The sequence below is a fragment of the Methyloceanibacter superfactus genome, from assembly GCF_001723305.1.
In the GTDB taxonomy this organism is placed as follows: domain Bacteria; phylum Pseudomonadota; class Alphaproteobacteria; order Rhizobiales; family Methyloligellaceae; genus Methyloceanibacter; species Methyloceanibacter superfactus.
In genome coordinates, this window is the sequence record NZ_LPWF01000023.1 from 203,312 (window position 1) to 225,149 (window position 21,838).

Consider the following 21,838-nt stretch of genomic DNA (forward strand, 5'->3'; position numbering starts at 1 on the left):
AGTTGCTCCGGCTATGTGTTGCAACTGGCCCCCTCATGCGACGACGCAACCCGGTGGGACGAACCGGGCTCAGCTATGGAACGAGACCATGCCAATCATTGATGCGAAGCCATTCCATTACGATTTCAGTTTCGACCATGTTGCCCTGGTCTGCATCGATATGCAGCGGGACTTCTGTCAGCCGGGCGGATTTGCCGAGTCGCTCGGCGACAACATCAAGAATCTCCAGCCCTGCATCCCGGTCATCGGCAAGCTCCAGGAAGCCTTTCGCAAGGCCGAGCTGCCGATCATCCACACCAAGGAATGCCACAAGCCGGATCTCTCCGACCTGCCGACCGCCAAGCGGAACCGCGGCAACCCCAAGCTCAAGATTGGCGACAAGGGGCCGATGGGGCGGATCCTGATCGATGGCGAGCCGGGATCAGACTTCATTCCCGAATGCGCGCCCGCCCAATGGGAGCTCGTCATCTCCAAACCAGGCAAGGATACGTTCTACAACACCGAGTTCGACGACTACATGAAGCTTCGAAAGATCACCCATCTGGTGATCACCGGCGTGACCACCGAGGTCTGCGTGCAGACCACCATGCGCTGTGCCAACGACCGCGGCTACGACTGTGTGCTGGTCGAGGACGGCACCGACAGTTACTTCCCCGAATTCAAGGCCATGACGCTGAAGGCGCTGGTTGCCCAAGGCGGCATCGTCGGCTGGACCTGCAAGTCCGACGCCTTGCTGGAGCTCTTGGCAAAAGAGCAGCCGGGGCAGGTGAGTTCGGCCACCTCCTTCGCCGCATAGGATCGCGTTACTGCCGGCGACGGAGCCGTCCGCCTCTGCACTCAAGGACATGACCGGCCCCTAGTCTATGTTTGGGGCTGACATGAAGTGCGTGAATGAAAGAGCCCGTCGACTACATCTTTCCCCCCGCAGCGCCGGGTCAGGTGCCGTACTGGCGGCTCGTTCTGCGAGGCACCTCGCAGATGTGCTTCCAGAGCAACGAGCTCACGGGCCTTTTCTTCCTGGCGGCCGTTCTCGTGGCGTCACCGATCAGCGCCGCCTATCTTCTGGTGGCCGGCATCATGACGCCCGCCGGCCGCATGCTGCTCGGCGACAGGGGCGTCGTGCTCTCAAGCGGGCTTCCGGGTCTCAATCCCTCCCTCATTGCGATCGCGATCCCGGCCTTCTTCGAAACCGGCTGGACCAATGTCGGCATGTGGGCCGTGCTCGTAGTCTGCGTCGCCATTACCATCATGCTGGTGCGGGTCTGCGTTGCCATCCTGCCCTTCCCGACTCTCGCCCTGCCGTTTCTGATCGTGTTCTGGACGCTCTACGCCTTGGCGCCGCAAATCGACGTCGTCCAACCGCTCCATTTCACGGCAACAGCGCAAACCACATTCCATCCCGTGATGGCGGTGCTGTCGAGCCTGGGGGAGGCCGTGTTCGCGCCCATGGTCTTGCCGGGCGTGTTGTTTGCCAGCGGCGTGCTTCTCAGCAACTGGCGGCACGGCGTGCTGGCGATCTGCGGCGCCGCCATCAGCACGGCGGTGGCCTACTATTACGGCAACGTCGACCCGGGGAGCGCCGATCTCGGTCTCTACGGCTTCAACGGCGTTCTGACGGCCGTGGCGGTGTTCGTGACCTGTGGCGGCAAGCTCAGGCTTTCTATCCTAGGGGCCCTGATCGCCACCATGATGATCCCGGCGATCGGCGATCTGGGCTTGCAAACGGTCTCCGCGCCGTACGTGTTCACCACCTGGCTCATGCTCGGCTTAGGCTGGTTTGAAGACAAATGGTTCGACGCTGAGCCGCCACGCACCTCGAAGCCAGCACCAACGACACAGCCCGCGCGCACGACAAGGCCCCGGGCTTCTGCGCAGATCGCACAACGTCCCGGAGACTAATGCATGATTACGCTCCCCGCCTCCCTGGTCATCCTCAACCTCATGGCATTCGTAGACAGCTTGAGTGAGGCTGAATGGCATCCCTTCCGTCCCGGCGTAACTGCCCATTGGTTCTATAAGGAAGGGGACGGCGGGGCGTCAGCGGTATTGCTGCGCTACGAGCCCGGCGCCCGTGTCCCCGAGCACGAGCACATCGGCTATGAGCACATGCTCGTGCTCAAGGGCGACCAATACGATGAAGATGGTACCTATCCTGCCGGCAGCTTCATCATCCACCCACCGGGCACGCGTCATTCGCCCGGCAGCCACGGCGGCTGCGTGGCGCTTCTGATTTACGAGAAGGCCGTCCGCTTCACGGCGCCAGACTAAGGGCGGCACCAAGCATAAAAAAACGCCCCGGACGGTTGGTCCGGGGCGCCGCGGGCCGCGTGGCGGCCGAATTCGATTGTCGGCGCTTACGAGCCGCCGTGCATTTCCTTGCTGGCTTCGAGCACGTCCTCGAAGGTCCGCAGGCCCGTGACCGGCGCGCTCACCAGCACCGACATGTTGCCGGGGCGATGCTCGTTCTTCCACATGCGCATATGCGCCTTGGGGATTTGCTCCCAGGGGAACACCTCGGACATGCACGGGTCGATGTGCCTCTCAATGACGAGCTTGTTGGCCTGGCTTGCCTGCAGCAGATGGGCGAAATGGGAACCCTGGATGCGCTTCTGATGCATCCACACATAGCGGGCGTCCATCGTGAGGTTGTAGCCGGTGGTGCCGGCGCAGAACACGACCATGCCGCCGCGCTTCACGATGAAGCAGGAGACGGGGAAGGTCGCTTCGCCCGGATGCTCGAACACGCTGTCCACATTCACGCCCTTGCCGGTGATCTCCCAGATCGCCTTACCGAACTTGCGGACCTCTTTGTTCCACTCGTCATATTCCGGCGTGCCGACCTTGGGCATCTGGCCCCAGCAGTTGAAGTCCTTGCGGTTGATCACGCCCTTGGCGCCGAGCGACATCACGTAGTCGCGCTTGTCGTCCTCGGACACCACGCCGATGGCGTTGGCGCCGGCCGTGGCGCAGAGCTGGATGGCCATGGAGCCGAGGCCGCCGGAGGCGCCCCATACCAGGACGTTATGGCCGGGCTTCAGCGTATGCGGACGGTGTCCGAACAGCATGCGGTAGGAGGTGGCGAGCGTCAGCGTGTAGCAAGCGGCCTCCTCCCAGGTGAGATGCTGCGGCCGGGGCAACAGCTGACGGTCCTGAACGCGGCAGAACTGCGCGAACGAGCCGTCGGGCGTCTCGTAGCCCCAGATGCGCTGGGACGGCGAGAACATCGGATCGCCACCGTTGCACTCCTCGTCGTCGCCGTCGTCCTGGTTACAGTGGATGACGACTTCATCGCCGACCTTCCAGCGCTTCACCTTGGCGCCCACCGCCCACACGATGCCCGAGGCGTCGGAGCCGGCGATATGATAGGGGTTCTTGTGAACGTCGAGCGTCGACATCGGCTGGCCGAGCGAGGCCCACACGCCGTTGTAGTTCACGCCGGCCGCCATCACGAGCACAAGCACGTCATGGGAATCGAGCTCCCATGTCGGCACCACCTCGACCTGCATGGCCTCATCCGGCGGGCCGTGGCGCTCCTTGCGGATCGCCCACGCATACATGTTTTTCGGCACGTGACCGAGCGGCGGAATCTCGCCGATCTCGTAAAGATCCTTGATCTCGCCCCGTGGGGCAGCGGTTTCTGGAGAAACTGCAGTTAAAGACATTTCATTCATCCGGTTGTTCCCCCAGTCCTCTTGTTCGGTCTCTTTTTGCACTGCGGCAATTGTCTTCGATCCATCTCGCGACCGCAACATGTTTGCGGGCCGCAGACTTAACACACGCCCGCCCCAAAAGTGCCGGGGCTTCCCTGAATTTGCCCTATTTCCGGCAGGGCGACCTCAATCGGGGAGGAGGGTTAGCAAAAAGAATCGGGTCTGCCCAGGGGTCGATTCGCGCAAGGCGCACGGTGGGCGCGGCACCGCGCCGCTGGCCAAGCGCATTTGCCCGCTGGCGGTAATGGCCTAAACCCAGGCCAAACGCGTCGAACGAGCCCATCAAACGCCTAACGGGAGCAGCAACTGACCGGCAATATCATCGTCTTCGTGGTCCTGGCGGCCGCCTGGCGCTTCTGTTCTCGCCGAGGCTCACCGCCTCGCCCGTGTGGCGGGCGACCGTCACGCCGCTTACCTCCATCATCGGCTCGGGTTTTCTCGTCTCGTTTCCGCTGCTGACCCACGATCTCGGCTCCTATTCCGTGATCGCCATGGCCGGACTCGTGGGGTTCGCCTATCTGCTCGGCGGCGCCATCCGCTTCAACATTCTGCATGGCGAGCCGCTCTTCGCTGAAGGCGGCAGGCGATGGCTCGGCTCGATCGAGCGCCTATCCCACCTCGCGCTCGCGGTCGCCTATTTCATCTCCGTCACCTATTACCTGACGCTGCTCTCCGCCTTCCTGCTCAAAGGGCTTGGCGCCCCACATCCGCTCGCGGCCAAGGCGCTCACCAGCGCCATCCTGGTCGGGATCGGCGCGCAAGGTCTGCTGCGCGGCCTGCACGGCCTCGAAAGCATCGAGGAATATGCCGTCGGGCTGAAGCTCGCCATCATCGCCGCGGCGCTCGCCGCACTCGCGTGGTTCAATATCGACATGGCTGCGGAGGGCACCTGGCATGTCGTCGAGCAGACGAAGCCCTTCGACTGGCAATCCTTCCGCGTGGTGCTCGGCCTGCTCGTGGTCGTCCAGGGCTTCGAGACATCGCGCTTCCTGGCCGGCGCCTATCCACCAGAGCTTCGTGTCCGCACCATGCGCTATGCGCAGTGGCTGTCCGGCGCCATCTACATGGCCTTCTTTCTCCTGGCCATGGCCGCTGTCGAGGATCCCAAAGCCTTGAACGACGACGCCACGGGCATCATCGCGGTGATCGAGCCCGCCGCCTCGAGCCTGGTCTATCTGATCGTGATCGGCGCGGTATTCGCCCAGCTCTCCGCCGCCGTCGCCGACGCCATCGGCGCCGGCGGTCTCATCGAGCAGGTCAGCGGCCAACGCATCGACCATCGCCACGCCTATCCGGTCATCGCCCTGATCGGCATCGCCCTCACCTGGACACTGGACGTTTTCGCCGTCATCACCCTAGCCTCTCGGGCCTTCGCGCTCTTCTACCTGCTGCAATGCCTGGTCGCCGCGGGCGTGGCGCTGAGGAGCCCGGATGTCCGCCGCCGCCGGCTCCACGTCGCCGGATTCCTGACGCTCGCCGCCATGGCGCTCGCCGTCGTCCTGTTCGGCATCCCCATGGAAGGGATTTGATATAGTTTCCGCTCCATGGAATACGGGCGTGACGCGGCCCCCCGGTGAGTTGCCACAAGGCGGGTGCCCGTGCTTCGATGAGACATGCGCGCGCGACCGGACGCGCCCGGAGACAGCGAATGGCAGACGGCACCACACGCGATAAACCTTGGATGTTCCGCACTTATGCGGGCCATTCGACGGCGAAGGCTTCCAACGAGCTCTACCGGAAGAATCTGTCCAAGGGGCAGACCGGCCTCTCCATCGCCTTCGATCTGCCGACCCAGACCGGCTACGATTCCGACGAGGCGTTGGCCCGCGGCGAAGTCGGCAAGGTCGGCGTGCCGGTCTCCCATCTCGGCGACATGCGGGCCCTGCTCAAGGACATCCCGCTCGACGCGATGAACACCTCGATGACGATCAACGCCACCGCGGCGTGGTTGCTCTCGCTCTATGTCTCGCTGGCCGACGAGCAAGGTGCCGACCGGACGAAGCTCACGGGGACAGTACAGAACGACATTCTGAAGGAATATCTGTCGCGCGGCACCTATGTGTTCCCGCCGGCACCGAGTTTGCGGCTGATCAAGGACATCATCGTCTTCACCAACAGCGAGATGCCGAAATGGAACCCGACCAATGTCTGCTCCTATCATTTGCAAGAGGCAGGCGCGACGCCGGCCCAGGAGCTCGCTTTCGCGCTGGCCACGGCGATCGCCGTGCTCGACGAGGTGAAAAGCTCGGGCGAGGTTCCTGACGAGAAATTCCCGCGCGTCGTCGGCGCCATCAGCTTCTTCGTCAATGCCGGCGTGCGCTTCATCACCGAAGTCTCGAAGATGCGCGCCTTCGTCGATCTGTGGGACGAGATCGCGCGCGACCGTTATGGCGTCACCGATCCGAAGCTCCGCCGCTTCCGCTACGGCGTGCAGGTGAACTCGCTCGGCCTCACCGAGCAGCAGCCGGAGAACAATCCCTACCGCATCCTGCTGTCGATGCTCGCCGTGGTGCTGTCGAAAAAGGCGCGCGCCCGCGCCGTGCAGCTTCCGGCCTGGAACGAGGCGCTCGGTCTGCCGCGGCCCTGGGACCAGCAGTGGTCGCTCCGCCTTCAGCAAATCGTCGCCTACGAGACCGACTTGCTCGAATATGCCGACATCTTCGACGGCTCCGAGGTGATCGACCGCAAGGTCGAGGAGTTGAAGGAACAGGCCCGCGCCGAGCTCGCCAAGCTGGACTCCATGGGCGGCGCCGTTGCCTGCATCGACTACATGAAGGAGGCGCTGATCGCCTCGAACGCCGCGCGCATCGCCGATATCGAGCGGGGCGACCAAGTGCTCGTCGGCGTCAACCGCTATACCGAGACCGAGGAGTCGCCGCTCGACTCCGGCGCCGAGGGCATCCTCACCGTGCCGGAATCGGTGGAGATCGAGCAGGTCGCCGCCCTTCAGGCCTGGCGCCGGAATCGTGACGAAGCCGCTGCGAAGAACGCCCTGCGCGATCTGAAGGAAGCCGCCTCGGAAGGCCGCAACATCATGCCGCCGTCCATCGCCGCCGCGAAAGCCGGCGTCACCACCGGCGAGTGGGGTGCGGTGTTGCGCGAGGTGTTCGGCGAGTATCGCGCGCCGACCGGCATCGGCGCCGACCATGCGGTCGACACCGAGCGGCTGGAGCAGGTGCGCAAGCTCGTCGAGGAGGTATCCGGCAAGCTTGGCCGCACGCTTACCTTTGTCGTCGGCAAGCCCGGCCTCGACGGCCACTCCAACGGCGCCGAGCAGATCGCCGTGCGGGCGCATGATTGCGGCATGGAGGTCGTCTATGACGGCATCCGCCTGACGCCCGCCGAGATCGTCGAGCAGGCGAAAGAAGCGCGCGCCCATGTGGTCGGCCTCTCGATTCTCTCGGGCTCCCACGTGTCCTTGGTGCGCGAGGTGTCGCAGAAGCTGCGCGAAGCGGGGCTCGGAGACGTGCCCATCGTGGTCGGCGGCATCATTCCGCCCGAGGACGTCAACATCCTCAAGCAATGCGGCGCCGCGGCCGTCTACACGCCCAAGGACTTCCAGCTCAACGACATCATGACCGGCATTGTCGGTCTCGTGGACAACAAGGTGGAAGTGTTGGCCGAGGCGGGCGTGCCGGTGCCACCGTTGCGCGCCAAGGAAAAGGTGCGGCTCTAGAAATCTCCCCATGGTCTGGGCAGAGACAGTCTAGGCAATGGCAGCAGACCCGCTTTGCCGCTAGAGTCCCGGCAACGTCGCGATTCTCTTCGCGCGTCCTGGCCAAGGGGGGAGCTACCCATGAACTTCAATTTGAGCACGCCGCGCCGGGAGACCTTCCTCGTCTCCGTCGTCATCGCCGTCCTGGTCGTCATCGGCATGATCGTGCCGCTGCCGATCTTCACGGGCTACGGGCTCGGCCTATTGCTGATCGCCTATCTGATCCTGCTCGCCGGCGTTCTCATGGACAACGTCTAGGCGCCGTCCATCCTCCGCGCGGGCCTCAGCTCGCCTTGGCGAACTCCATCGGCGCGCCGAGGAAGGGCACGAGGCCGGCATAGAGCGCGCGGCCCTGGATCGGCTTCGATACGCAAGCGTTGATTCCGGCGGCGACATAGTCCTGGTCGTCGTCCGTGGCGCCGGGCGCGGTGATCGCCACGATCGGCACCTCCGACGACGGCGCATGCATGGAGCGGATGCGTTTGGCAATCTGCATCCCGTCGTAGTCAGGCAGCACCGTATCCATGAGCACCAGATCGTAGCTGCGCGCGGCAAGGCACATGACGGCCGCGGCACCGTTCTCGACGCCCTCGTAGGTCAGCCCGAACTCGTCCAAGTAAGCGCCGATCAGCATGCGGTTGACGGTATTGCCTTCAACTACGAGCACGTGACCGGAAAGCGTGTTTCTCGGAGCCACCTCTTTGGGAGCCGCGACCTTGGCCACGATCTCGCCTTGCTCGACCGGGGCCTCGTCCGTCTCGCCGTCATCGTCGGCGGCCAGCGCCTGGAGCGTGAACCAATAAAGCGTGCCCTGGCCGAGCGCGCTGTCGCAGCCGGCTCCGCCGCCCATCGCCTCGGCAAGCCGGCGCGCGATCGGCAGGCCGAGCCCGCCGCCGACGCGTGATTGCTCGGCCGAAGGCCGGAACAGGCGGTCCTGTTGCGCCTCGGTCAGACCTTCGCTCGTGTCCGTGACGTCGAAGCGCAAGGTGAGCGGGTCCGTCGCATCGTTGACGCTGACATAGAGCCGCACCGAGCCCTCGCTCGTTGCCTCCAGCGCGGTCTCGATCAGGCCCATGAGCACCTGGCGGACGCGCACCTCGTCGCCGAGTAGGAAGCGCGGACAATTGGCGCCCATGTCGACGCCGCTGGTGAGCCCCTTGGCGCTGGCGCGCGCCTGAAGCACCGAGGCGGCGCTCCGGACCAGCGCATGCAGATCGAAGCGCTGCAAAGAGAGCTCGGCCTCGCCGGCTTCGAGCTTGGAGAAATCGAGGATGTTGTGCACCGCGCCGAGCAGGCTCCGGGCGGAATGGGCCAGGGTCTCGACCTGACGCCGCTGCGAGCCGTTATGCTGTCCGGCGAGCAGACGCTCGGTCATCGCCACCAGCGTCTCCATCGGCGTGGACAGCTCGCGGCCGATCACCGCGAGAATTTCGGCCTTGGCCGCGTCGGCCATTTCGGCCGCCTGGCGCGCGCTCCGCTCGGCTTCGAGCCCGTCCACAAGAATTTGGATCTGCGCAAATAGATCGTCCGGCTGGAAATCTCTGGTCTGCATGGTCGGCCCCCGCCTGTCGGATTTTCCCCTTGTTCAGCGGCGAACATGGCAGACACGACTTAAAACTCGGATAAATTGCTTGGTTTATAAGGCCCTAAGCACCGGCCCTGTCAGAAGCTCCCGGTCTCTTTGGCGGGCGTTTCGCTTGCGGACCCGTCCATTCTACTTTAGAATCATCCTAATCTGAGCGTCCCCTCCTGATCGAACCCCAGCTCTCCGCATGAGTTTGTTTTTCGCGCAGGACCTGACGACAAACCGGCCGCGCCGCCTTAGAGAGAGGCATGATTGTTTGTTCTTGCACGATGATCACGTCCCAAGACATTCACGAAGCGGTCTCGGCGCTCCGCACCAAGGATCCGTTCGTGGTGCTCACGCCAGGTCTCATTTATCGCACGCTCGGCAAGCGCCCCTCGTGTGGCAGCTGCCTGCCGCTCATGTCCAAGCTTATGGTCGGTTACGACGAAGAGGGGCCGAGCTCGGCGGCTTCCCTGCCGCACCGCTCCGCCAATGAGCGCCGAGACTAGCGGCACACAACAGATCACGTCACAATGAACATCGAGGTTGAGAGGAGAATTACGCAATGAAGGGCAATCCCACAGTCATCGAATATCTCAATAAGGCGCTGACCAGCGAGCTCACCGCCGTCAATCAGTATTGGCTGCATTATCGTCTGCTCGACGATTGGGGCTACAGCAAGCTGGCCAAGAAAGAGCGCGAGGAATCGATCGAGGAGATGCATCACGCCGACAAGCTGGTGACCCGCATCATCTTCCTCGAGGGCTTCCCCAACATGCAGAAGCTCGATCCGCTGATGATCGGCCAGAACGTCAAAGAGATCCTCGAATGCGACCTCAAGGCCGAGTACGGCGCCCGCGCCCTCTACATGGAAGCGCGTGCTTGCTGCCGGAAGGAAGAGGACTATGTCACCATGGATCTCTTCGAGGAGCTGCTGTCTGACGAGGAAGGCCATATCGACTTCATCGAGACCCAGCTCGGCCTGCTGAACGACATCGGCGCTCAGATGTACGGCCAGTTGAATGCCCATTCGGCCGACGACGTCCCGGAGGGCGACTAGGTGCGGGCGGATCGGGTCTCCGCCTAGATGACCTCACCGCAGCTCGACGGACCGCGCCTCGACCCGGCCGCGGGTGGGCCTCCGCGCCAGCTCGTGGTGTTCCTGCACGGCTATGGCGCCGACGGCAACGACCTCATCGGCCTGGGGCGCGAATGGGCGCCCGCCCTGCCCACGCGCTTCGTCTCGCCGAACGCGCCGGAGCCGTGCGGCATGGCACCCATGGGCCGGCAGTGGTTCGACCTGTCGCTCGGCGACATGGCGCTGATCGCCGAAGGCGTGAAGCGGGCGTCGCCCGCGCTGCAAGCCTTTCTCGATGCGGAGCTGCAGCGCTACGGCCTGCCGCCGGAAGCGCTGGGCCTCGTCGGTTTCAGCCAGGGCACCATGATGGCGCTGGCCGCCGGTCTGGCCCGTAAGCCGTCGCCTGCGGCGATCGTCGGCTACTCCGGCGCCCTCGCCACTCTCGAGGCGCTGCCCGCGCCGGGCACGGGCCCCGACATCCTGCTGGTGCATGGCGACATGGACGAGGTGATCCCCGTCGACGCCATGCTCATGGCCCGTCAGGCGCTGGCGCAAGCCGGCCTGCCGGTGGAATGGCATGTGGCCGAAGGCATCGGCCACGGCATTGACGGCGAGGGCTTGCGGCTCGGCGGTGCATTTCTGAAGCATGCCTTCGCCACCGCGCAGCACCGCCACAGCCAAAACTCATAAGCAGCGCGGCACCGCCTAGGGGCCAAGGCCAATGGGGACCACATCATGTGGGGCCCTTCACATTCGTGACACGTCCTTATAGTATCCGGCCATCGAGAAGGAGGGCCCGAGTGCGACGGGCAAGTTGAAGGACCGTTTGGCCTTGAACGTCGCAACCGCATCGGCTGCCCCCGGCACTTACCCGGCGCTCGTACTGAATGCCGACTATCGGCCGCTTTCCTATTATCCGCTTTCGCTTTGGGGTTGGCAGGACACGGTGAAGGCCGTGTTCCTCGACCGGGTCAATATCGTCTCCGAATACGAGCACGCGGTTCACTCGCCGTCCTTCGAGATGAAGCTGCCGAGCGTGGTGTCGCTCAAGAGCTATGTGCGCCCGGCGCTCTATCCCGCCTTCACCCGATTCAACGTGTTCCTGCGCGACCGCTTCACCTGCCAGTATTGCGGCGACAACCAGGACCTGACCTTCGACCATCTCATCCCACGCTCACGCGGCGGGCTGACCCGCTGGGAGAATGTCGTGGCGGCCTGCGCGCCATGCAATCTCAGGAAGGGCGGCGTGATGCCGGCGCAGGCCAAGATGTGGCCGGCGCAGAAGCCTTACCGCCCCACGGTGTTCGAGCTACACCGCAATGGGCGGCTGTTCCCGCCGAATTACCTGCATGAGAGCTGGCTCGATTATCTCTACTGGGATACCGAGCTGGAGCCGTAAGCCACCGCATCGTCATCCACGCCGTTACGCCGCAGCGCGTGAGAGGCCTGTGGATTGGATTGCCGGGTCAAGCCCGGCAATGACGAGGGGAAGGTTTCGCGCTCAATATTGCGTCGTGAGATTGGTCAGCCAGTCGGGCGAGATGTTCACCAGAAACGTCTCGAGCCGCTTGTCGGCGCCGGTGGCGACCAGCAAGCCGACCGCGACCAGCAGCACGCCGAGCAGCATCTTGCCGCCCTTGCCCGCCTCCATCAGGCGTCCGCGCCAGCGCATCATCGCCTCGCGCGACACGAAGCCGAGCACCATGAGGGGGAGCGCCGCGCCGATGCCGAAGGCGAGCATGGTGAGCGCCACCTGGCCGAGATTCTCACCCTTGGCGGCGAGGATCGACGCCGCCCCCAGCGTCGGCCCGACGCAGGGCGCCCAGACCGCACCGAGCAACAGCCCGAGCCGAACTGGCCGTAAAGGCTGGTTCCTGAGAACCCGCCGAAGCGATCGTCGACCCAAGAGCCGACCGGGCTCGCCGCCACCGCGAATTGCTCCTGGAAGCGCGGCACCAGCAACACCAAGCCGACGCCGATGAGCAGGACGGCCGAGATGGCGCGGAACACGTCGGTGTCGAGGCCAATGGCGAAGCCGATGGTGGCGACGAACAGGCCGATCGCCGTGAAGGACACAGCGAGCCCGGCGGCCAGCGCCACGGGCCCGAGCCGATGCTCGCTCTGCGCCGTGCCGAGCACGATCGGCAGCAGCGGCAGCACGCAAGGGGACAGGATCGACAGCACACCTGCTAGCAGCGCCAAGCCGATTGTGCCGATCATCGCGCTTACCTCGCCGACGTCACGCCCTAAAGCGTCTTGTCGAGCATGCCCTCGATGGAGATCTGGCTGGTGTCGCCCGCCGAGCGGTCGAGCTCCTTGCCGCCCTTGAACACGATGAGCGTGCTCTGCGACCGCACATTCAGCGCCTTCAGGTCATCCTTCTGGGTATCGAAGTCGGCCTTGAACACCACGAGGTCCCTGTATTTCGGCTCGCGGGTCAGCTTCACCAGGATCGGGTTCTGCGCGCGGCAGACCGAGCACCACGCCGCGAACACGTCGACCAGGATGGGCTTGCCGTCGGCTTGCGCCGCGGCGAGCGCTTCGGGGGTGAACTCCTTCCACTCCGCCGCCGAAGCGGGGACGGAGCCAAGCAAGGCGATGGCAACGAGGCCGGCGAAAAGGGCGCGGATCATGGTCATTTTTGGAACCTCCAAGGGAGAAAACCTTCCCTTCCGCTATAGCAGCGGGCCCTTGGCAAGCGCCAATCACCACCCTTGAAACTTTCGTGAGCGGGATGATCCGGTTCAACGCGCCCGGGCGGCGCCGAAGGCGGCGAGCGCCGCCAGCACGGCCGAAACCACCGCGTTCCAGGCGGCGAAGGATAGGCCGAGGAACCACCAAGTCGCCTCGTCGCAGCGGATGACCGGCGTATCGACGATGCCGTCCTTGCCCCATTTGAGGTCGAAGCCACCGCCACAGGTGTCGGGCCCGGGCCACCATTTCCACTCCGCGCCGGCGTGATAGACGCCGAGCGCGGCATTGGCCATGAACGCCAGCGCGATCAGCACGAGCAGGACGCGCGCCGCCCCGGCCAAGCCCATGCGGGCGAGAATCAGCGCCAGCAAGGCGGCGGGGACGGCGAAGTAATAGGCGTAACGCTCCTGCAGGCAGAGCTGGCAAGGCGCATAGCCGCCCAAATGCTCGAACCCGAGCGCGGTCAGGATCGTGGCGAGCGCCAGCACGAACACCACACCGCTCACCATCATCACCGGCCTTGGAGCTTGCGCCATCTTTCGCCTCCTACATCACATATTTGATGAGGACGAAGCCGCCGATCAGCAGCACCACGAACAGGATCGACAAGAGGCCGAGATATTTGTCGATGAAATCCTTGATCGGCGGGCCGAACCAATAGAGCAGTCCGGCGACGACGAAGAATCGCAAGCCCCGCGCCGCCACGCTTGCCAGCATGAACACCAGGAAATTGAGCTGGGTCACGCCGCTGGCGATGGTGATGACCTTGTAGGGAAAGGGCGTAACGCCGGCGATGAACACGATCCAGGCGCCGTAGTCGTTGTAGCGCTTGGCGAAGTCCTCGAACGCCTCGCCGTAGCCGTAGAAGCTGAGGATCGGTTGGCCGATGGTCTCGAACAGGAAATAGCCGATGATATAGCCGAAGATGCCGCCGACGACCGAGGCGACGGTGGCAATAGCGGCATAAAACCAAGCCTTCCGCCGCTCAGCGAGCACCATGGGGATGAGCACGACGTCGGGAGGGATCGGAAACACCGAGCTCTCGACGAAGGCCACGCCCGCGAGGGCCCAAGGCGCATTGCGATGAGCGGCGAGCTCCATGGTCCGTTCGTAGGCTCGCCTCAACATGGCGCTTGCTTTAGCCGGGGACCCGCCCCTTGTCCATCGGCTCTCGCGGGGCATGCAGCGAGAGTTGACCGGGCCGCAACGTTACCCCATGTTCCCGGCCCGAAAGCCCCAGTGGCGGAATGGTAGACGCGACAGACTCAAAATCTGTTATCCGCAAGGGTGTGCTGGTTCGAGTCCGGCCTGGGGCACCATCTTCACGTTCGCGATTGGAAGGGTGGTCGCGGTTGCTCTCAGCCGCGCCGCCGGTCGAGTTCATTCTGCACAACGGCCGCCACCTGGGCGGCATCCGGCACGTCCCAGAAGCCGAACTTGCCGGTGTAGTCGGTGTAGCGCCTCCGGGGCGCCAGACCCGAGACGAATAGGACCGTCCCTCCCCCGCCTTCGCCCTGGAGAGTCTCCACCCGCTTGTCGGCGGCGCTAAGGTCCACGCTCGAAAGCGCCCGGTGCCCGATCGACTTGCTGAGGATCATCGCCCGCCGGTCGGTGAGTCCATAGATCGTCCGCCGCGCCATCAATGCAGCCACGCCCGGGCCCAGCAACAGCGCGAGGCCCGCCAGCACGGCAAACTGCGCGACGAGGAAATCGCGGGCGAACCAGGCGGCGATCGCTACAACCGGTCCGCCAACCCAAATGAGCCAGAGCAGCTTGCGAAACACGGCGCGAGCGTCCGGATGCCCGGTCCAGACGAGGCGTTCGCCCGGTTCCAGCTCACTTGCGATCTCCGCCTGAAGCGATGCTCGGCGCGATGGCGATTTCATGCGGCAGTTTTCCCCGGCTCACACTATCAGGCGCCCGCGTTAGCCTCTCGGACGAAAAATTGTTGCCGAAAAAGGGCCCTGCTGCTTCAAGACCCTTGCGAGATCAATGTTTGCTGGACCCGCGGGACCCGGACCTAATGCAATTGCACGCCTATCGCTTGGCGGCTGCCCTCTTCGCCGTCGTGGTCACGCTCTGGCCCGGACCCGCGCCGGCCCAGGACGCGCCGCGCCCGGTGATGGAGGCCATTCAAGCGGCGGCCACGCCGGCGAACCCGCAAGAAGTGATCGTGGGCGCCTATATCAACGATATCCAGCAGCTCGACTTCAAGACCAACAACTACGTTATCGATCTCTATGTGTGGTTCCGGTGGAAGAACGCGGACATCGATCCCTCCAAATCCATGGAGTTCATGAATCGCTTCGCCTCGGACGACAACCGCCGCGACGAGTTGATCGACACGCCCGAGACCATGCCCGACGGCAGCCTCTACGCCATCATCCGCTATCAGGGCCTGTTCGCCGCGAAGTTCCCGCTCGAGGCTTATCCCTTCGACAAGCAGGAGCTCAAGGTCATCATGGAGGACACGCTGGCCAACGCGCGCGAACAAGTCTACGTCGCAGACGGCAAGCATCCCGTCATCATCGATCCCGTCATCACCCTGCCCGGTTTCCGGGTCGGCAAGCCGACCATGCGGATCATCACCAATACCTATCCGACGAATTTTGGCGATCTGTCCGTCGGAACAGCCGATCCGTACTCGCGCATCGTCATCTCCGTTCCCGTGACGCGGCCCGTCATCGCCATGTCGCTCAAGACATTCGTGCCGATCCTGCTGATCGTCGTGTGCGCCTCGCTCGTCTATTTCGTCCGGCCGCGCTATGTGGAGGGGCGTATCGGCCTCGGTATCACCGCGCTTCTGACACTCGTCGCGCTACAGTTGACGGCAACCGCATCGCTGCCCGACGCGACTATTTGATGATGCTCGATAAGATTTTCCTGCTCGCTATCTCTTCATCATCATCGCCTTGGCGCGGGTCGTGGCGACCTCCTGGCGCGGCGCCGAGCCGGACGCCGAGACCGCGGTCAAACGCGCCGACCGACGCTGGGCGGCCGCCGTGCTCGGCATCTATTTTGTCGCGAATATCGCCGTCCTGTGGACCACGCTATCGTGACCGGCGGCGAAGTCACGACGAACGACGGCGTGACCCTTCGCTACCTGGAGGCCGGTTCCGGCTCGCCGCTGCTCATGATCCCCGGTTGGTCGCAAACCGCCGCGCAATTCAAGCATCAGCTCGAAGGACTGGGCGACCGCTACCATGTCATCGCGCTCGACATGCGCGGTCACGGCGATAGCGACAAGCCCAGCCACGGCTATCGCATCTCACGCTCGTCGCCGACTTCATCGGCTAGCGTGCGGGAAAGACCAACGTCGCCGCGAAGCCGTCCTTCTTACCCGGGGCTGGCGACGCGAGGTCAAGACGGCCGCCGGCCTGACGCATGATCTGATCGACGATCGACAGACCAAGTCCCGTTCCCGGCGCCCGTGTCGCCCCGGCGCGCGTGAAGCGCTCAGTGAGGTCCGCCAACTCGTCGGAGCCAACCACCGGCCCTTCATTGACAATGTGAATGCGCGGTCCCGGCCCGACCGCCACTGAGACCGGCGTGCCCGGACGGCCATGTGCAAACGCATTGTCCATGAGATTCTGCAAGGCGATGCCTAACGCGTCCGGGTCGATGGCGACGATAACCGGCTCGGCTGTGCCGGGATCGAAGACGACACGTTCACCGAGCTGCGGCCGCCGTGCGTAGTCCGCCGCGACCAGCTGCGTTACGGCGAGAATGTCCGTTTCCGTGCGGTCGAGACCTAGACCGGCTTCGGCGCGAGCAAGCTGAAGCATCTTTTCGATGCGTTTGCCAAGCTGGCCCAGCACGCCGACAAGCTGGATGGCGCGGGCGTGGTCCGGACTTCCACGCAGATTTTCGGCGATGAGCTCGGCTTGCGCCCGCGCGGCGGCGATCGGATTGCGCAGCTCATGCGCGCTGTTGGCGGCGAAGGCCCGCTCCGCCTCGAGCGCCGCTTTGAGCCGCTCGAGCAGACGGTTCATATCCTGGATGATGGGCACAAGCTCATCAGGCAGGCCGCGAGGGTCGATGGGCTCGAGATTCTCGCCGCTGCGCTTGGCAATCTGCTGCTGAACTTGCGTGATCGGGTGCGTCGCGCGTCTGACAGTCCAGTAGACAACGAACGCAGCGATCGGCAGCAGGCCAAGCAGTGGCACCGTCAGGCCGAGCCCCAGCGCGGAAATGGCCTCCTGCCGTTCCGCGGGCAGTTCGGCCACCTGCACTAAGATCGTCCGGTCGGGCGCGACCTCGGTGAAATAGCGCCGGTCCCCGTCATCGAAATAGCCGCGCTTGAGAGGGGCCGGAAAAGGCTCGGCCGAGGCGTCGTGCGACCGGAGCAGAACGTCTCCTTGCGCGTCGCGAACCTGGTAGTGGAGATATTCCTCATGCTCTTCGGCCGAGAAAGGGTTGACCAATGTCCTTTCGCTCTCTTCGTCATCCTCGCGGTCACGCCGGCGAAGGTCGTCGAGCGCCAATGGCAATAGGCGTTGCGCGGTCTCCTGCAGCGAACTGTCGAAGACCTCGTCGATCTCGTGACGGATCATGAGCGCCGCAATGCCGCTGCCGGCGAGCCAAATCCCGCCAATGAGGACGACAAGAGTGACGACGAGCCTGCGGCTTATGCTCCAAGAGCGCATGGACTACCGCTCCAGCCGGTAGCCGAGACCGCGAACCGTATGGATCGCGTCGGCGCCAAGCTTCTTGCGCAGCCGGCTGACGAACACCTCGACGGCATTGCTCTCGACTTCCGCACCGAAAGCGTACAGCGCTTCCTCGAGCTGCGCCTTGGACAACGTCGCCCCCGCGCGCTGCGCCAAACATTCAAGCAAGGCCCACTCACGCGCCGTGAGCTGCACCTCGTCTCCGTCGCGCCAGACCTTGCGCGCGGCTTGATCGATGGTCAGGTTGCCGGCACGGAAGGTCGGACTGGCTTTCTCCGCCGATCGCCGCTGCACCGCTAGAATGCGCGCGACGAGCTCGTCCAAATCGAATGGCTTGACGATGTAATCGTCCGCCCCGGCGTTGAGGCCTTCGATGCGGTCCCGGATCTGGTCGCGCGCCGTAAGTATGATGACCGGCCGCTTGTCGTCCGCCTTGCGGAGCTGCCGTAGGAGGTCGAGCCCCCGGCCGTCGGGCAGGTGCAGATCCAGCAGAACCAACCCGTAATCGACCGCGCGCAGGGCCGCGTCGGCGTCGTCAAGCCGCTGCACCCAATCGACCGCGTGATTGGAGCGCTTCAGGTGCGTGGCGACGGCATCGCCGAGCGCAGGCTCATCCTCGATCAGTAAAATGCGCATTGGACCTTCGATACCCGCGATCCACTGCCATGCGCCGACAACCTTACAACAACCTGAAAATCGGACTGTTGCGCCGTCAGGTCCGTGTCAGGCGGCATCTCTATCTTTGTCCCCATCAACAACCCACGTCGATGGAGACAGATCATGAAACGCACTCTTCTTTTGATCACCGGTCTGACCTTGATTTCGAGCGGCGCCGCCTTCGCGAACGAAGGCTGCTCGGTGCCGAAGGCCGAATGGCAACCCGAGCAGGTGCTCCGCCAGAAGCTCGAGGCGGAAGGATGGAAGATCAACCGCATCAAGATCGATGCGGGTTGCTACGAGGTCTACGGCTTTGACGGCAAAGGCCAGCGGGCGGAGACCTATTTCGATCCCAAGTCGTTTGAGGTCGTCAAGGAGGGCTAAGCGCCATGGCGACGACAAGGGTTTGGGACATCTTCGTTCGCGTGTTCCATTGGAGTTTGGTAGCGAGTTTGGTCGTGGCCTGGCTCTCGGGCGACGACTGGAAGACGCTGCATCTCTGGGCTGGCTATTCGGCGGCAGCGCTGATTGCCATGCGCCTCGTCTGGGGCGTAATCGGCACCCCCCATGCCCGCTTCAGCCAGTTCGTCAAATCTCCCCTTGCCGTCGCCAGCTATCTGAAAGAGATCGCCACCGGCCGGGAGGCACGCCATCTCGGCCACAACCCGGCCGGCGGCGCCATGATCGTGGCCCTGCTCGCCACGTTGATCGGCTTGTGCCTCTCCGGTTGGTTGCTGACCACCGACGCCTTTTGGGGCTCGGAGATGATGGAGGACATTCACGAGACCCTCGCCAATCTCGCGCTCGTCCTGGTCGGCTTGCACGTGGGCGGCGTTTTGTGGGCGAGCTTCCGGCATCACGAGAATCTGATCCGCGCCATGGTGACCGGCCGCAAGCGGGCGCCCGAAACCGGTGACGTGTTGTGACGAGCGCGCGCCGCCCATCGGCGCCGCACCGATAGCGCAGCTTCGGGTTGCCCCTTCATGTCCATCTCCGTAAGCTGATTTCAGTGGGGGGGCGGTTTCGCATCGTGAGTTCGCGCCACTCGTTCATTTCGCGGAAAAGCAGAGTCAGCGGAGTCACGACATGTCGCCCAAGTCATTGCTCTTACCCATTTTTTTGCTTTTCAGCCTGTGTCTTTGGCCGGCGCTCACGACGCCGGCGTTCGCGCAAGACGGCGATATGACGTGGCAGTTTTCCGAAGCCAACGATCCTGACAACAAAGGCGCCATGACCGCGCGGCTCGTCTATGGCGTGCCCGAGACCGACAATGTGCAGGTGATGGGCGTCTGTGACGCACGGCCCAGCACCGGCGTCAAGTTTTCCAGCATGACCTTCGGCGCCGACATCGGCGATCTGGCCAATGGGGCCGATGCGGAGTTGCGCTTTTCCGGCGGAGGCTTCGAGCAGACGCTGAAAGGCAATGTCCAGCGCGCCGCCGAAGAAGGCTTGAACGGCGTCCATCTCGACATCGAGCACGGCGACAAGCTGTGGACTGCCTTCGCCGAGAAGGACATGCTCGACTATCAGGTGCCGGGCTACCGCGCCGCGCCGCTCAAGCTCGAGCCCGGCCGCGACAAGATCAAGTCCTTCATCGAGGCCTGCCGCACTTACGAGAAAGCCGTTCTTGGCGATCAAACAACCAGCACCGCAGAAACCGGCGACGAGAGCCCCGAGCTGGACGCCTTCAACAGCGCCAAGGAGCTCGGCACGGTCGCCGGCTTCGAGGCCTTCCTGTCGAACTATTCGTCGGGCTTCTATGCGGACTTGGCGCGCGCCTATATCGACAAGCTCAACGCCGCCAGCAAACCGCAAGCCGCCGCGCCGCCGCCTCCCCCGGCTGCGCCGCCTGCGCCGGCCGAGGTGACCACCGCGCCCGGCCCGGACCCGTCCTGCCGGAGCCTCTCGTCATTGCGGTCACAAGGGTCTAGCGCGAACGCGAAGCTCATCGTCATCAACAAGTCGGGCATGTATCGCAGCGTCATGTGGATCGATTTCAACGGCCAGCCGAAGGACTATGGCGGTCTCAACACCGGCGATCAGATGACACTCGACACCTTCGTGGGTCATCCGTGGATGATCGCCGACGGACCGGGCGATTGCATCGAGATCGTCATGCCACACCCCGGCACCCGCGTGGTGACGCTCACCGGACCGGGGGGCACGGTGCAGACGGCCCCGGCGCCCCAGAAGAAGGCGGCGCCAGCACCGGCGCCGGCGCCGAAGAAGGCCGCGGCACCGAAATGCCGCTCGCGGTCCGTCCTCATCGACGGCAAATGCATCCTGAAGAGCAACGCGCCAGGCTATTGCGGGCCCGGCTACCGCGTGAAGAACGGCAAATGCGTGCCCGGCGCCTATGTCCCGCCGAAGCGGTCGAAGCCGTCAGGGCATGGCTGCCCACCTGACCAATCTGGAGCCCGCAGGAGCTCTGTCACTACGACGATTAGCCTAGGCGGCTTTGCGCGATTGGCTGACGTTGAGCCGCACCGGCAGCGCCTTGACGCCGCGTAGGCCGAAGCGCTCGATCCATTGGATGTCGCCCGGTGCAGCCAGCGCCAAGCCGGGAAAGCGTCCATACAAACGGCCAAGCGCGGCCTGCGTCTCGACGCGGGCGAGTTGCATGCCGAGGCAGAAATGAATGCCCGAGCTGAACACCACATGCGGGTTCGGAAAGCGGTCGAGCTTCAATGTCTCCGGCTCATCGAACACCGCCGGGTCGTAGTTGGCGCCGGCCAACAGGCCCATGACGATGTCGCCGCGCCGAAGCTCCTGACCGAAGAAGACGCAATCCCGCGCGGCGTAACGCGGCTTGGTGCTCTGCACCGGCGAGCTGTAGCGCGCCAGCTCCTCCACCGCGCGCTCCATACGGGTCTCCGGATCGGCCAGTAGATAAGCCTTCTGCTCAGGGTTCTGCTCGAGCGCGACGATGCTGTCCTCGATCAGATGCGTCGTCGTCTCGAAGCCCGCGAAGAGCAGGAGAAAGACCATGGAAACGAGCTCGTCCTCGTTGAGCTTGTCGCCGTCCTCCTCCGCCCGAACCAGTTCGGCGATCAGCCCCTCGCGCGGCTCGTGCCGGCACGCCTCGATCTGATCGCGCACATAAGTGATGACGCTGCCCATGGAGAGAAAGGCACGGAAAATGCCGAAGCTGCTGCGCATCGACATCGCCGTCTTCGCCCAGGCCGAGAAGATGTCACGGTCGTGGTCCGGCAGACCGAGCAACTCGCAGATCACCTCGAGCGGCAGACGGCGCGCATACGCGCTGGCGAGATCGGCCTCGTCGCGCCCTTCGAACTCATCGAGGATCGTATCGGCGATCCCCTCGATATTCGCGCGCATGTCCCGCACATGGCGGCGCTGGAAAGCCTGATCCACCAGTTTGCGCAAGCGCCGATGATCGGGCTCGTCCTTCAGCAGCATATTGTTGGTGAGAAGCTTGAGCGACCGCGGCATCCACCAGCTCATGCCCGCCACGCCGGACTTCCCCGCATGCCGCGACTCCTGCACGAACGCCGCGTTGTCCTTGACCATCGCCAACGTCGCCGCGTGGGTCGTGGTGACCCAGACCTTGCCGACAAAGGGAAGCTTCACGGGGACGATCGGCCCCGCCGCGCGCAACGCCGCGAACAGCGGAAACGGGTCCGCCTTGGTGCTTGCGCTTTCGAAGTCGAACTTGAGCGGCGCGCTCAATCGATAAGGCATGGGCCAATCTTCTCTGGGACCGGGAATTCAGCCGAATATCGAACG

25 protein-coding genes, 1 tRNA gene and 1 pseudogene are annotated in these 21,838 nt (G+C 64.2%); 17 read left to right on the top strand and 10 right to left on the bottom strand.

Features of this window, described 5'->3' with window-relative positions; genetic code table 11:
• The first annotated feature begins 88 nt into the window (after window positions 1–88).
• The 3 genes from AUC69_RS07140 to AUC69_RS17910 all read left to right on the top strand — a co-directional run bounded on the left by AUC69_RS07140 (window position 89) and on the right by AUC69_RS17910 (window position 2,268).
• Window positions 89–796, top strand: a complete 708-nt coding sequence (locus AUC69_RS07140) for a cysteine hydrolase family protein (protein ID WP_069441524.1) — start codon at window positions 89–91, stop codon at window positions 794–796.
• A gap of 95 nt (window positions 797–891) precedes the next feature.
• Window positions 892–1,899 carry an urea transporter gene (locus tag AUC69_RS07145; protein ID WP_069441525.1) on the top strand — a complete coding sequence of 336 codons (1,008 nt, stop codon included), beginning with the start codon at window positions 892–894 and terminating at the stop codon, window positions 1,897–1,899.
• 3 nt (window positions 1,900–1,902) lie between these two features.
• A complete protein-coding gene (locus tag AUC69_RS17910) occupies window positions 1,903–2,268 on the top strand; it encodes a cupin domain-containing protein (RefSeq protein WP_069441526.1) in 366 nt (121 codons plus the stop codon).
• A gap of 86 nt (window positions 2,269–2,354) precedes the next feature.
• Here the strand turns inward: AUC69_RS17910 and ccrA are convergent, their stop codons facing one another.
• Complete coding sequence (gene ccrA, locus AUC69_RS07155) at window positions 2,355–3,671, bottom strand: crotonyl-CoA carboxylase/reductase (protein ID WP_069441586.1); 1,317 nt, start codon at window positions 3,669–3,671, stop codon at window positions 2,355–2,357.
• 425 nt (window positions 3,672–4,096) lie between these two features.
• Here ccrA and AUC69_RS07160 point away from each other — a divergent pair, with 425 nt between their 5' ends.
• From AUC69_RS07160 to AUC69_RS17385, 3 genes are all read left to right on the top strand, one after another.
• Window positions 4,097–5,239, top strand: coding sequence for a hypothetical protein (locus tag AUC69_RS07160; RefSeq protein WP_083239187.1), 1,143 nt, complete (start codon window positions 4,097–4,099; stop codon window positions 5,237–5,239).
• Window positions 5,240–5,358: 119 nt separating this feature from the next.
• A complete protein-coding gene (locus AUC69_RS07165) occupies window positions 5,359–7,386 on the top strand; it encodes a protein meaA (protein ID WP_069441528.1) in 2,028 nt (675 codons plus the stop codon).
• Window positions 7,387–7,506: 120 nt separating this feature from the next.
• On the top strand, window positions 7,507–7,683 hold the full coding sequence (locus tag AUC69_RS17385; protein ID WP_158008043.1) for a hypothetical protein: 177 nt from the start codon (window positions 7,507–7,509) through the stop codon (window positions 7,681–7,683).
• Between the two features lie 25 nt (window positions 7,684–7,708).
• Here the strand turns inward: AUC69_RS17385 and AUC69_RS07170 are convergent, their stop codons facing one another.
• Entirely contained in the window at window positions 7,709–8,977 is a 1,269-nt protein-coding gene (locus AUC69_RS07170; RefSeq protein WP_069441529.1) for a response regulator, read from the bottom strand.
• Between the two features lie 281 nt (window positions 8,978–9,258).
• Between AUC69_RS07170 and AUC69_RS07175 the strand changes: the two genes are divergently transcribed.
• The 4 genes from AUC69_RS07175 (at window position 9,259) to AUC69_RS07190 (ending at window position 11,469) form a co-directional block, all read left to right on the top strand.
• Window positions 9,259–9,501 (top strand): (2Fe-2S)-binding protein, encoded by a 243-nt coding sequence (locus AUC69_RS07175; protein WP_141700645.1) that lies wholly within the window; start codon window positions 9,259–9,261, stop codon window positions 9,499–9,501.
• 56 nt (window positions 9,502–9,557) lie between these two features.
• The gene (bfr, locus tag AUC69_RS07180; protein WP_069441531.1) at window positions 9,558–10,052 is read left to right on the top strand and encodes a bacterioferritin; all 495 of its coding nucleotides are present in this window, start codon (window positions 9,558–9,560) and stop codon (window positions 10,050–10,052) included.
• A gap of 27 nt (window positions 10,053–10,079) precedes the next feature.
• Window positions 10,080–10,760 carry an alpha/beta hydrolase gene (locus AUC69_RS07185; protein WP_069441532.1) on the top strand — a complete coding sequence of 227 codons (681 nt, stop codon included), beginning with the start codon at window positions 10,080–10,082 and terminating at the stop codon, window positions 10,758–10,760.
• Between the two features lie 142 nt (window positions 10,761–10,902).
• The gene (locus AUC69_RS07190; protein WP_069441587.1) at window positions 10,903–11,469 is read left to right on the top strand and encodes an HNH endonuclease; all 567 of its coding nucleotides are present in this window, start codon (window positions 10,903–10,905) and stop codon (window positions 11,467–11,469) included.
• Window positions 11,470–11,571: 102 nt separating this feature from the next.
• On the opposite strand, the pseudogene AUC69_RS07195 reads toward AUC69_RS07190, so the two are convergent.
• From AUC69_RS07195 to AUC69_RS07210, 4 genes and pseudogenes are all read right to left on the bottom strand, one after another.
• A pseudogene (locus AUC69_RS07195) lies at window positions 11,572–12,290 on the bottom strand (cytochrome c biogenesis CcdA family protein).
• A 26-nt stretch (window positions 12,291–12,316) separates the two neighbouring features.
• Window positions 12,317–12,709 carry a thioredoxin family protein gene (locus AUC69_RS07200; protein WP_069441533.1) on the bottom strand — a complete coding sequence of 131 codons (393 nt, stop codon included), beginning with the start codon at window positions 12,707–12,709 and terminating at the stop codon, window positions 12,317–12,319.
• Window positions 12,710–12,814: 105 nt separating this feature from the next.
• The gene (locus AUC69_RS07205; RefSeq protein ID WP_069441534.1) at window positions 12,815–13,300 is read right to left on the bottom strand and encodes a disulfide bond formation protein B; all 486 of its coding nucleotides are present in this window, start codon (window positions 13,298–13,300) and stop codon (window positions 12,815–12,817) included.
• A 10-nt stretch (window positions 13,301–13,310) separates the two neighbouring features.
• Window positions 13,311–13,892, bottom strand: a complete 582-nt coding sequence (locus tag AUC69_RS07210) for a YqaA family protein (RefSeq protein WP_069441535.1) — start codon at window positions 13,890–13,892, stop codon at window positions 13,311–13,313.
• A 105-nt stretch (window positions 13,893–13,997) separates the two neighbouring features.
• Here AUC69_RS07210 and AUC69_RS07215 point away from each other — a divergent pair.
• Window positions 13,998–14,083: transfer RNA gene (locus AUC69_RS07215), tRNA-Leu, on the top strand.
• A 39-nt stretch (window positions 14,084–14,122) separates the two neighbouring features.
• On the opposite strand, the gene AUC69_RS07220 is transcribed toward AUC69_RS07215, so the two are convergent.
• Entirely contained in the window at window positions 14,123–14,650 is a 528-nt protein-coding gene (locus AUC69_RS07220; RefSeq protein ID WP_069441536.1) for a hypothetical protein, read from the bottom strand.
• Between the two features lie 137 nt (window positions 14,651–14,787).
• Here AUC69_RS07220 and AUC69_RS07225 point away from each other — a divergent pair, with 137 nt between their 5' ends.
• The 3 genes from AUC69_RS07225 to AUC69_RS19310 all read left to right on the top strand — a co-directional run bounded on the left by AUC69_RS07225 (window position 14,788) and on the right by AUC69_RS19310 (window position 16,152).
• Window positions 14,788–15,627 (top strand): ligand-gated ion channel, encoded by an 840-nt coding sequence (locus tag AUC69_RS07225; protein WP_069441537.1) that lies wholly within the window; start codon window positions 14,788–14,790, stop codon window positions 15,625–15,627.
• A gap of 61 nt (window positions 15,628–15,688) precedes the next feature.
• On the top strand, window positions 15,689–15,823 hold the full coding sequence (locus AUC69_RS18985) for a hypothetical protein (RefSeq protein WP_280136626.1): 135 nt from the start codon (window positions 15,689–15,691) through the stop codon (window positions 15,821–15,823).
• Window positions 15,824–15,897: 74 nt separating this feature from the next.
• The gene (locus tag AUC69_RS19310) at window positions 15,898–16,152 is read left to right on the top strand and encodes an alpha/beta fold hydrolase (protein WP_342018551.1); all 255 of its coding nucleotides are present in this window, start codon (window positions 15,898–15,900) and stop codon (window positions 16,150–16,152) included.
• Here the strand turns inward: AUC69_RS19310 and AUC69_RS07230 are convergent.
• Complete coding sequence (locus AUC69_RS07230; RefSeq protein ID WP_069441538.1) at window positions 16,058–17,410, bottom strand: HAMP domain-containing histidine kinase; 1,353 nt, start codon at window positions 17,408–17,410, stop codon at window positions 16,058–16,060. The two genes, AUC69_RS19310 and AUC69_RS07230, sit on opposite strands and share 95 nt — an antisense overlap.
• A 3-nt stretch (window positions 17,411–17,413) precedes the next feature.
• Window positions 17,414–18,070 (bottom strand): response regulator transcription factor, encoded by a 657-nt coding sequence (locus AUC69_RS07235; RefSeq protein WP_069441539.1) that lies wholly within the window; start codon window positions 18,068–18,070, stop codon window positions 17,414–17,416.
• Between the two features lie 144 nt (window positions 18,071–18,214).
• On the opposite strand from AUC69_RS07235, the gene AUC69_RS07240 reads away from it, so the two are divergent.
• From AUC69_RS07240 to AUC69_RS07250, 3 genes are all read left to right on the top strand, one after another.
• Window positions 18,215–18,475, top strand: a complete 261-nt coding sequence (locus AUC69_RS07240) for a PepSY domain-containing protein (RefSeq protein WP_069441540.1) — start codon at window positions 18,215–18,217, stop codon at window positions 18,473–18,475.
• Between the two features lie 5 nt (window positions 18,476–18,480).
• The gene (locus tag AUC69_RS07245) at window positions 18,481–19,017 is read left to right on the top strand and encodes a cytochrome b/b6 domain-containing protein (RefSeq protein ID WP_069441541.1); all 537 of its coding nucleotides are present in this window, start codon (window positions 18,481–18,483) and stop codon (window positions 19,015–19,017) included.
• A gap of 256 nt (window positions 19,018–19,273) precedes the next feature.
• A complete protein-coding gene (locus tag AUC69_RS07250) occupies window positions 19,274–20,602 on the top strand; it encodes a VHL beta domain-containing protein (protein ID WP_158008044.1) in 1,329 nt (442 codons plus the stop codon).
• Here AUC69_RS07250 and AUC69_RS07255 read toward each other — a convergent pair.
• Window positions 20,540–21,793, bottom strand: a complete 1,254-nt coding sequence (locus tag AUC69_RS07255) for a cytochrome P450 family protein (protein WP_069441543.1) — start codon at window positions 21,791–21,793, stop codon at window positions 20,540–20,542. The genes AUC69_RS07250 and AUC69_RS07255 overlap by 63 nt on opposite strands.
• Window positions 21,794–21,838: the final 45 nt, after the last annotated feature.

Bases quoted from the DNA above. Each gene is read 5' to 3' on its own strand.
- AUC69_RS07140 (WP_069441524.1), top strand. From the start codon at position 89: ATGCCAATCATTGATGCGAAGCCATTCCATTACGATTTCAGTTTCGAC.
- AUC69_RS07145 (WP_069441525.1), top strand. From the start codon at position 892: ATGAAAGAGCCCGTCGACTACATCTTTCCCCCCGCAGCGCCGGGTCAG.
- AUC69_RS17910 (WP_069441526.1), top strand. From the start codon at position 1,903: ATGATTACGCTCCCCGCCTCCCTGGTCATCCTCAACCTCATGGCATTC.
- ccrA (WP_069441586.1), bottom strand. From the start codon at position 3,671: ATGAATGAAATGTCTTTAACTGCAGTTTCTCCAGAAACCGCTGCCCCA.
- AUC69_RS07165 (WP_069441528.1), top strand. From the start codon at position 5,359: ATGGCAGACGGCACCACACGCGATAAACCTTGGATGTTCCGCACTTAT.
- AUC69_RS17385 (WP_158008043.1), top strand. From the start codon at position 7,507: ATGAACTTCAATTTGAGCACGCCGCGCCGGGAGACCTTCCTCGTCTCC.
- AUC69_RS07170 (WP_069441529.1), bottom strand. From the start codon at position 8,977: ATGCAGACCAGAGATTTCCAGCCGGACGATCTATTTGCGCAGATCCAA.
- AUC69_RS07175 (WP_141700645.1), top strand. From the start codon at position 9,259: ATGATTGTTTGTTCTTGCACGATGATCACGTCCCAAGACATTCACGAA.
- bfr (WP_069441531.1), top strand. From the start codon at position 9,558: ATGAAGGGCAATCCCACAGTCATCGAATATCTCAATAAGGCGCTGACC.
- AUC69_RS07185 (WP_069441532.1), top strand. From the start codon at position 10,080: ATGACCTCACCGCAGCTCGACGGACCGCGCCTCGACCCGGCCGCGGGT.
- AUC69_RS07200 (WP_069441533.1), bottom strand. From the start codon at position 12,709: ATGACCATGATCCGCGCCCTTTTCGCCGGCCTCGTTGCCATCGCCTTG.
- AUC69_RS07205 (WP_069441534.1), bottom strand. From the start codon at position 13,300: ATGGCGCAAGCTCCAAGGCCGGTGATGATGGTGAGCGGTGTGGTGTTC.
- AUC69_RS07210 (WP_069441535.1), bottom strand. From the start codon at position 13,892: ATGTTGAGGCGAGCCTACGAACGGACCATGGAGCTCGCCGCTCATCGC.
- AUC69_RS07220 (WP_069441536.1), bottom strand. From the start codon at position 14,650: ATGAAATCGCCATCGCGCCGAGCATCGCTTCAGGCGGAGATCGCAAGT.
- AUC69_RS07225 (WP_069441537.1), top strand. From the start codon at position 14,788: ATGCAATTGCACGCCTATCGCTTGGCGGCTGCCCTCTTCGCCGTCGTG.
- AUC69_RS19310 (WP_342018551.1), top strand. From the start codon at position 15,898: ATGATCCCCGGTTGGTCGCAAACCGCCGCGCAATTCAAGCATCAGCTC.
- AUC69_RS07230 (WP_069441538.1), bottom strand. From the start codon at position 17,410: ATGCGCTCTTGGAGCATAAGCCGCAGGCTCGTCGTCACTCTTGTCGTC.
- AUC69_RS07235 (WP_069441539.1), bottom strand. From the start codon at position 18,070: ATGCGCATTTTACTGATCGAGGATGAGCCTGCGCTCGGCGATGCCGTC.
- AUC69_RS07240 (WP_069441540.1), top strand. From the start codon at position 18,215: ATGAAACGCACTCTTCTTTTGATCACCGGTCTGACCTTGATTTCGAGC.
- AUC69_RS07245 (WP_069441541.1), top strand. From the start codon at position 18,481: ATGGCGACGACAAGGGTTTGGGACATCTTCGTTCGCGTGTTCCATTGG.
- AUC69_RS07250 (WP_158008044.1), top strand. From the start codon at position 19,274: ATGACGTGGCAGTTTTCCGAAGCCAACGATCCTGACAACAAAGGCGCC.
- AUC69_RS07255 (WP_069441543.1), bottom strand. From the start codon at position 21,793: ATGCCTTATCGATTGAGCGCGCCGCTCAAGTTCGACTTCGAAAGCGCA.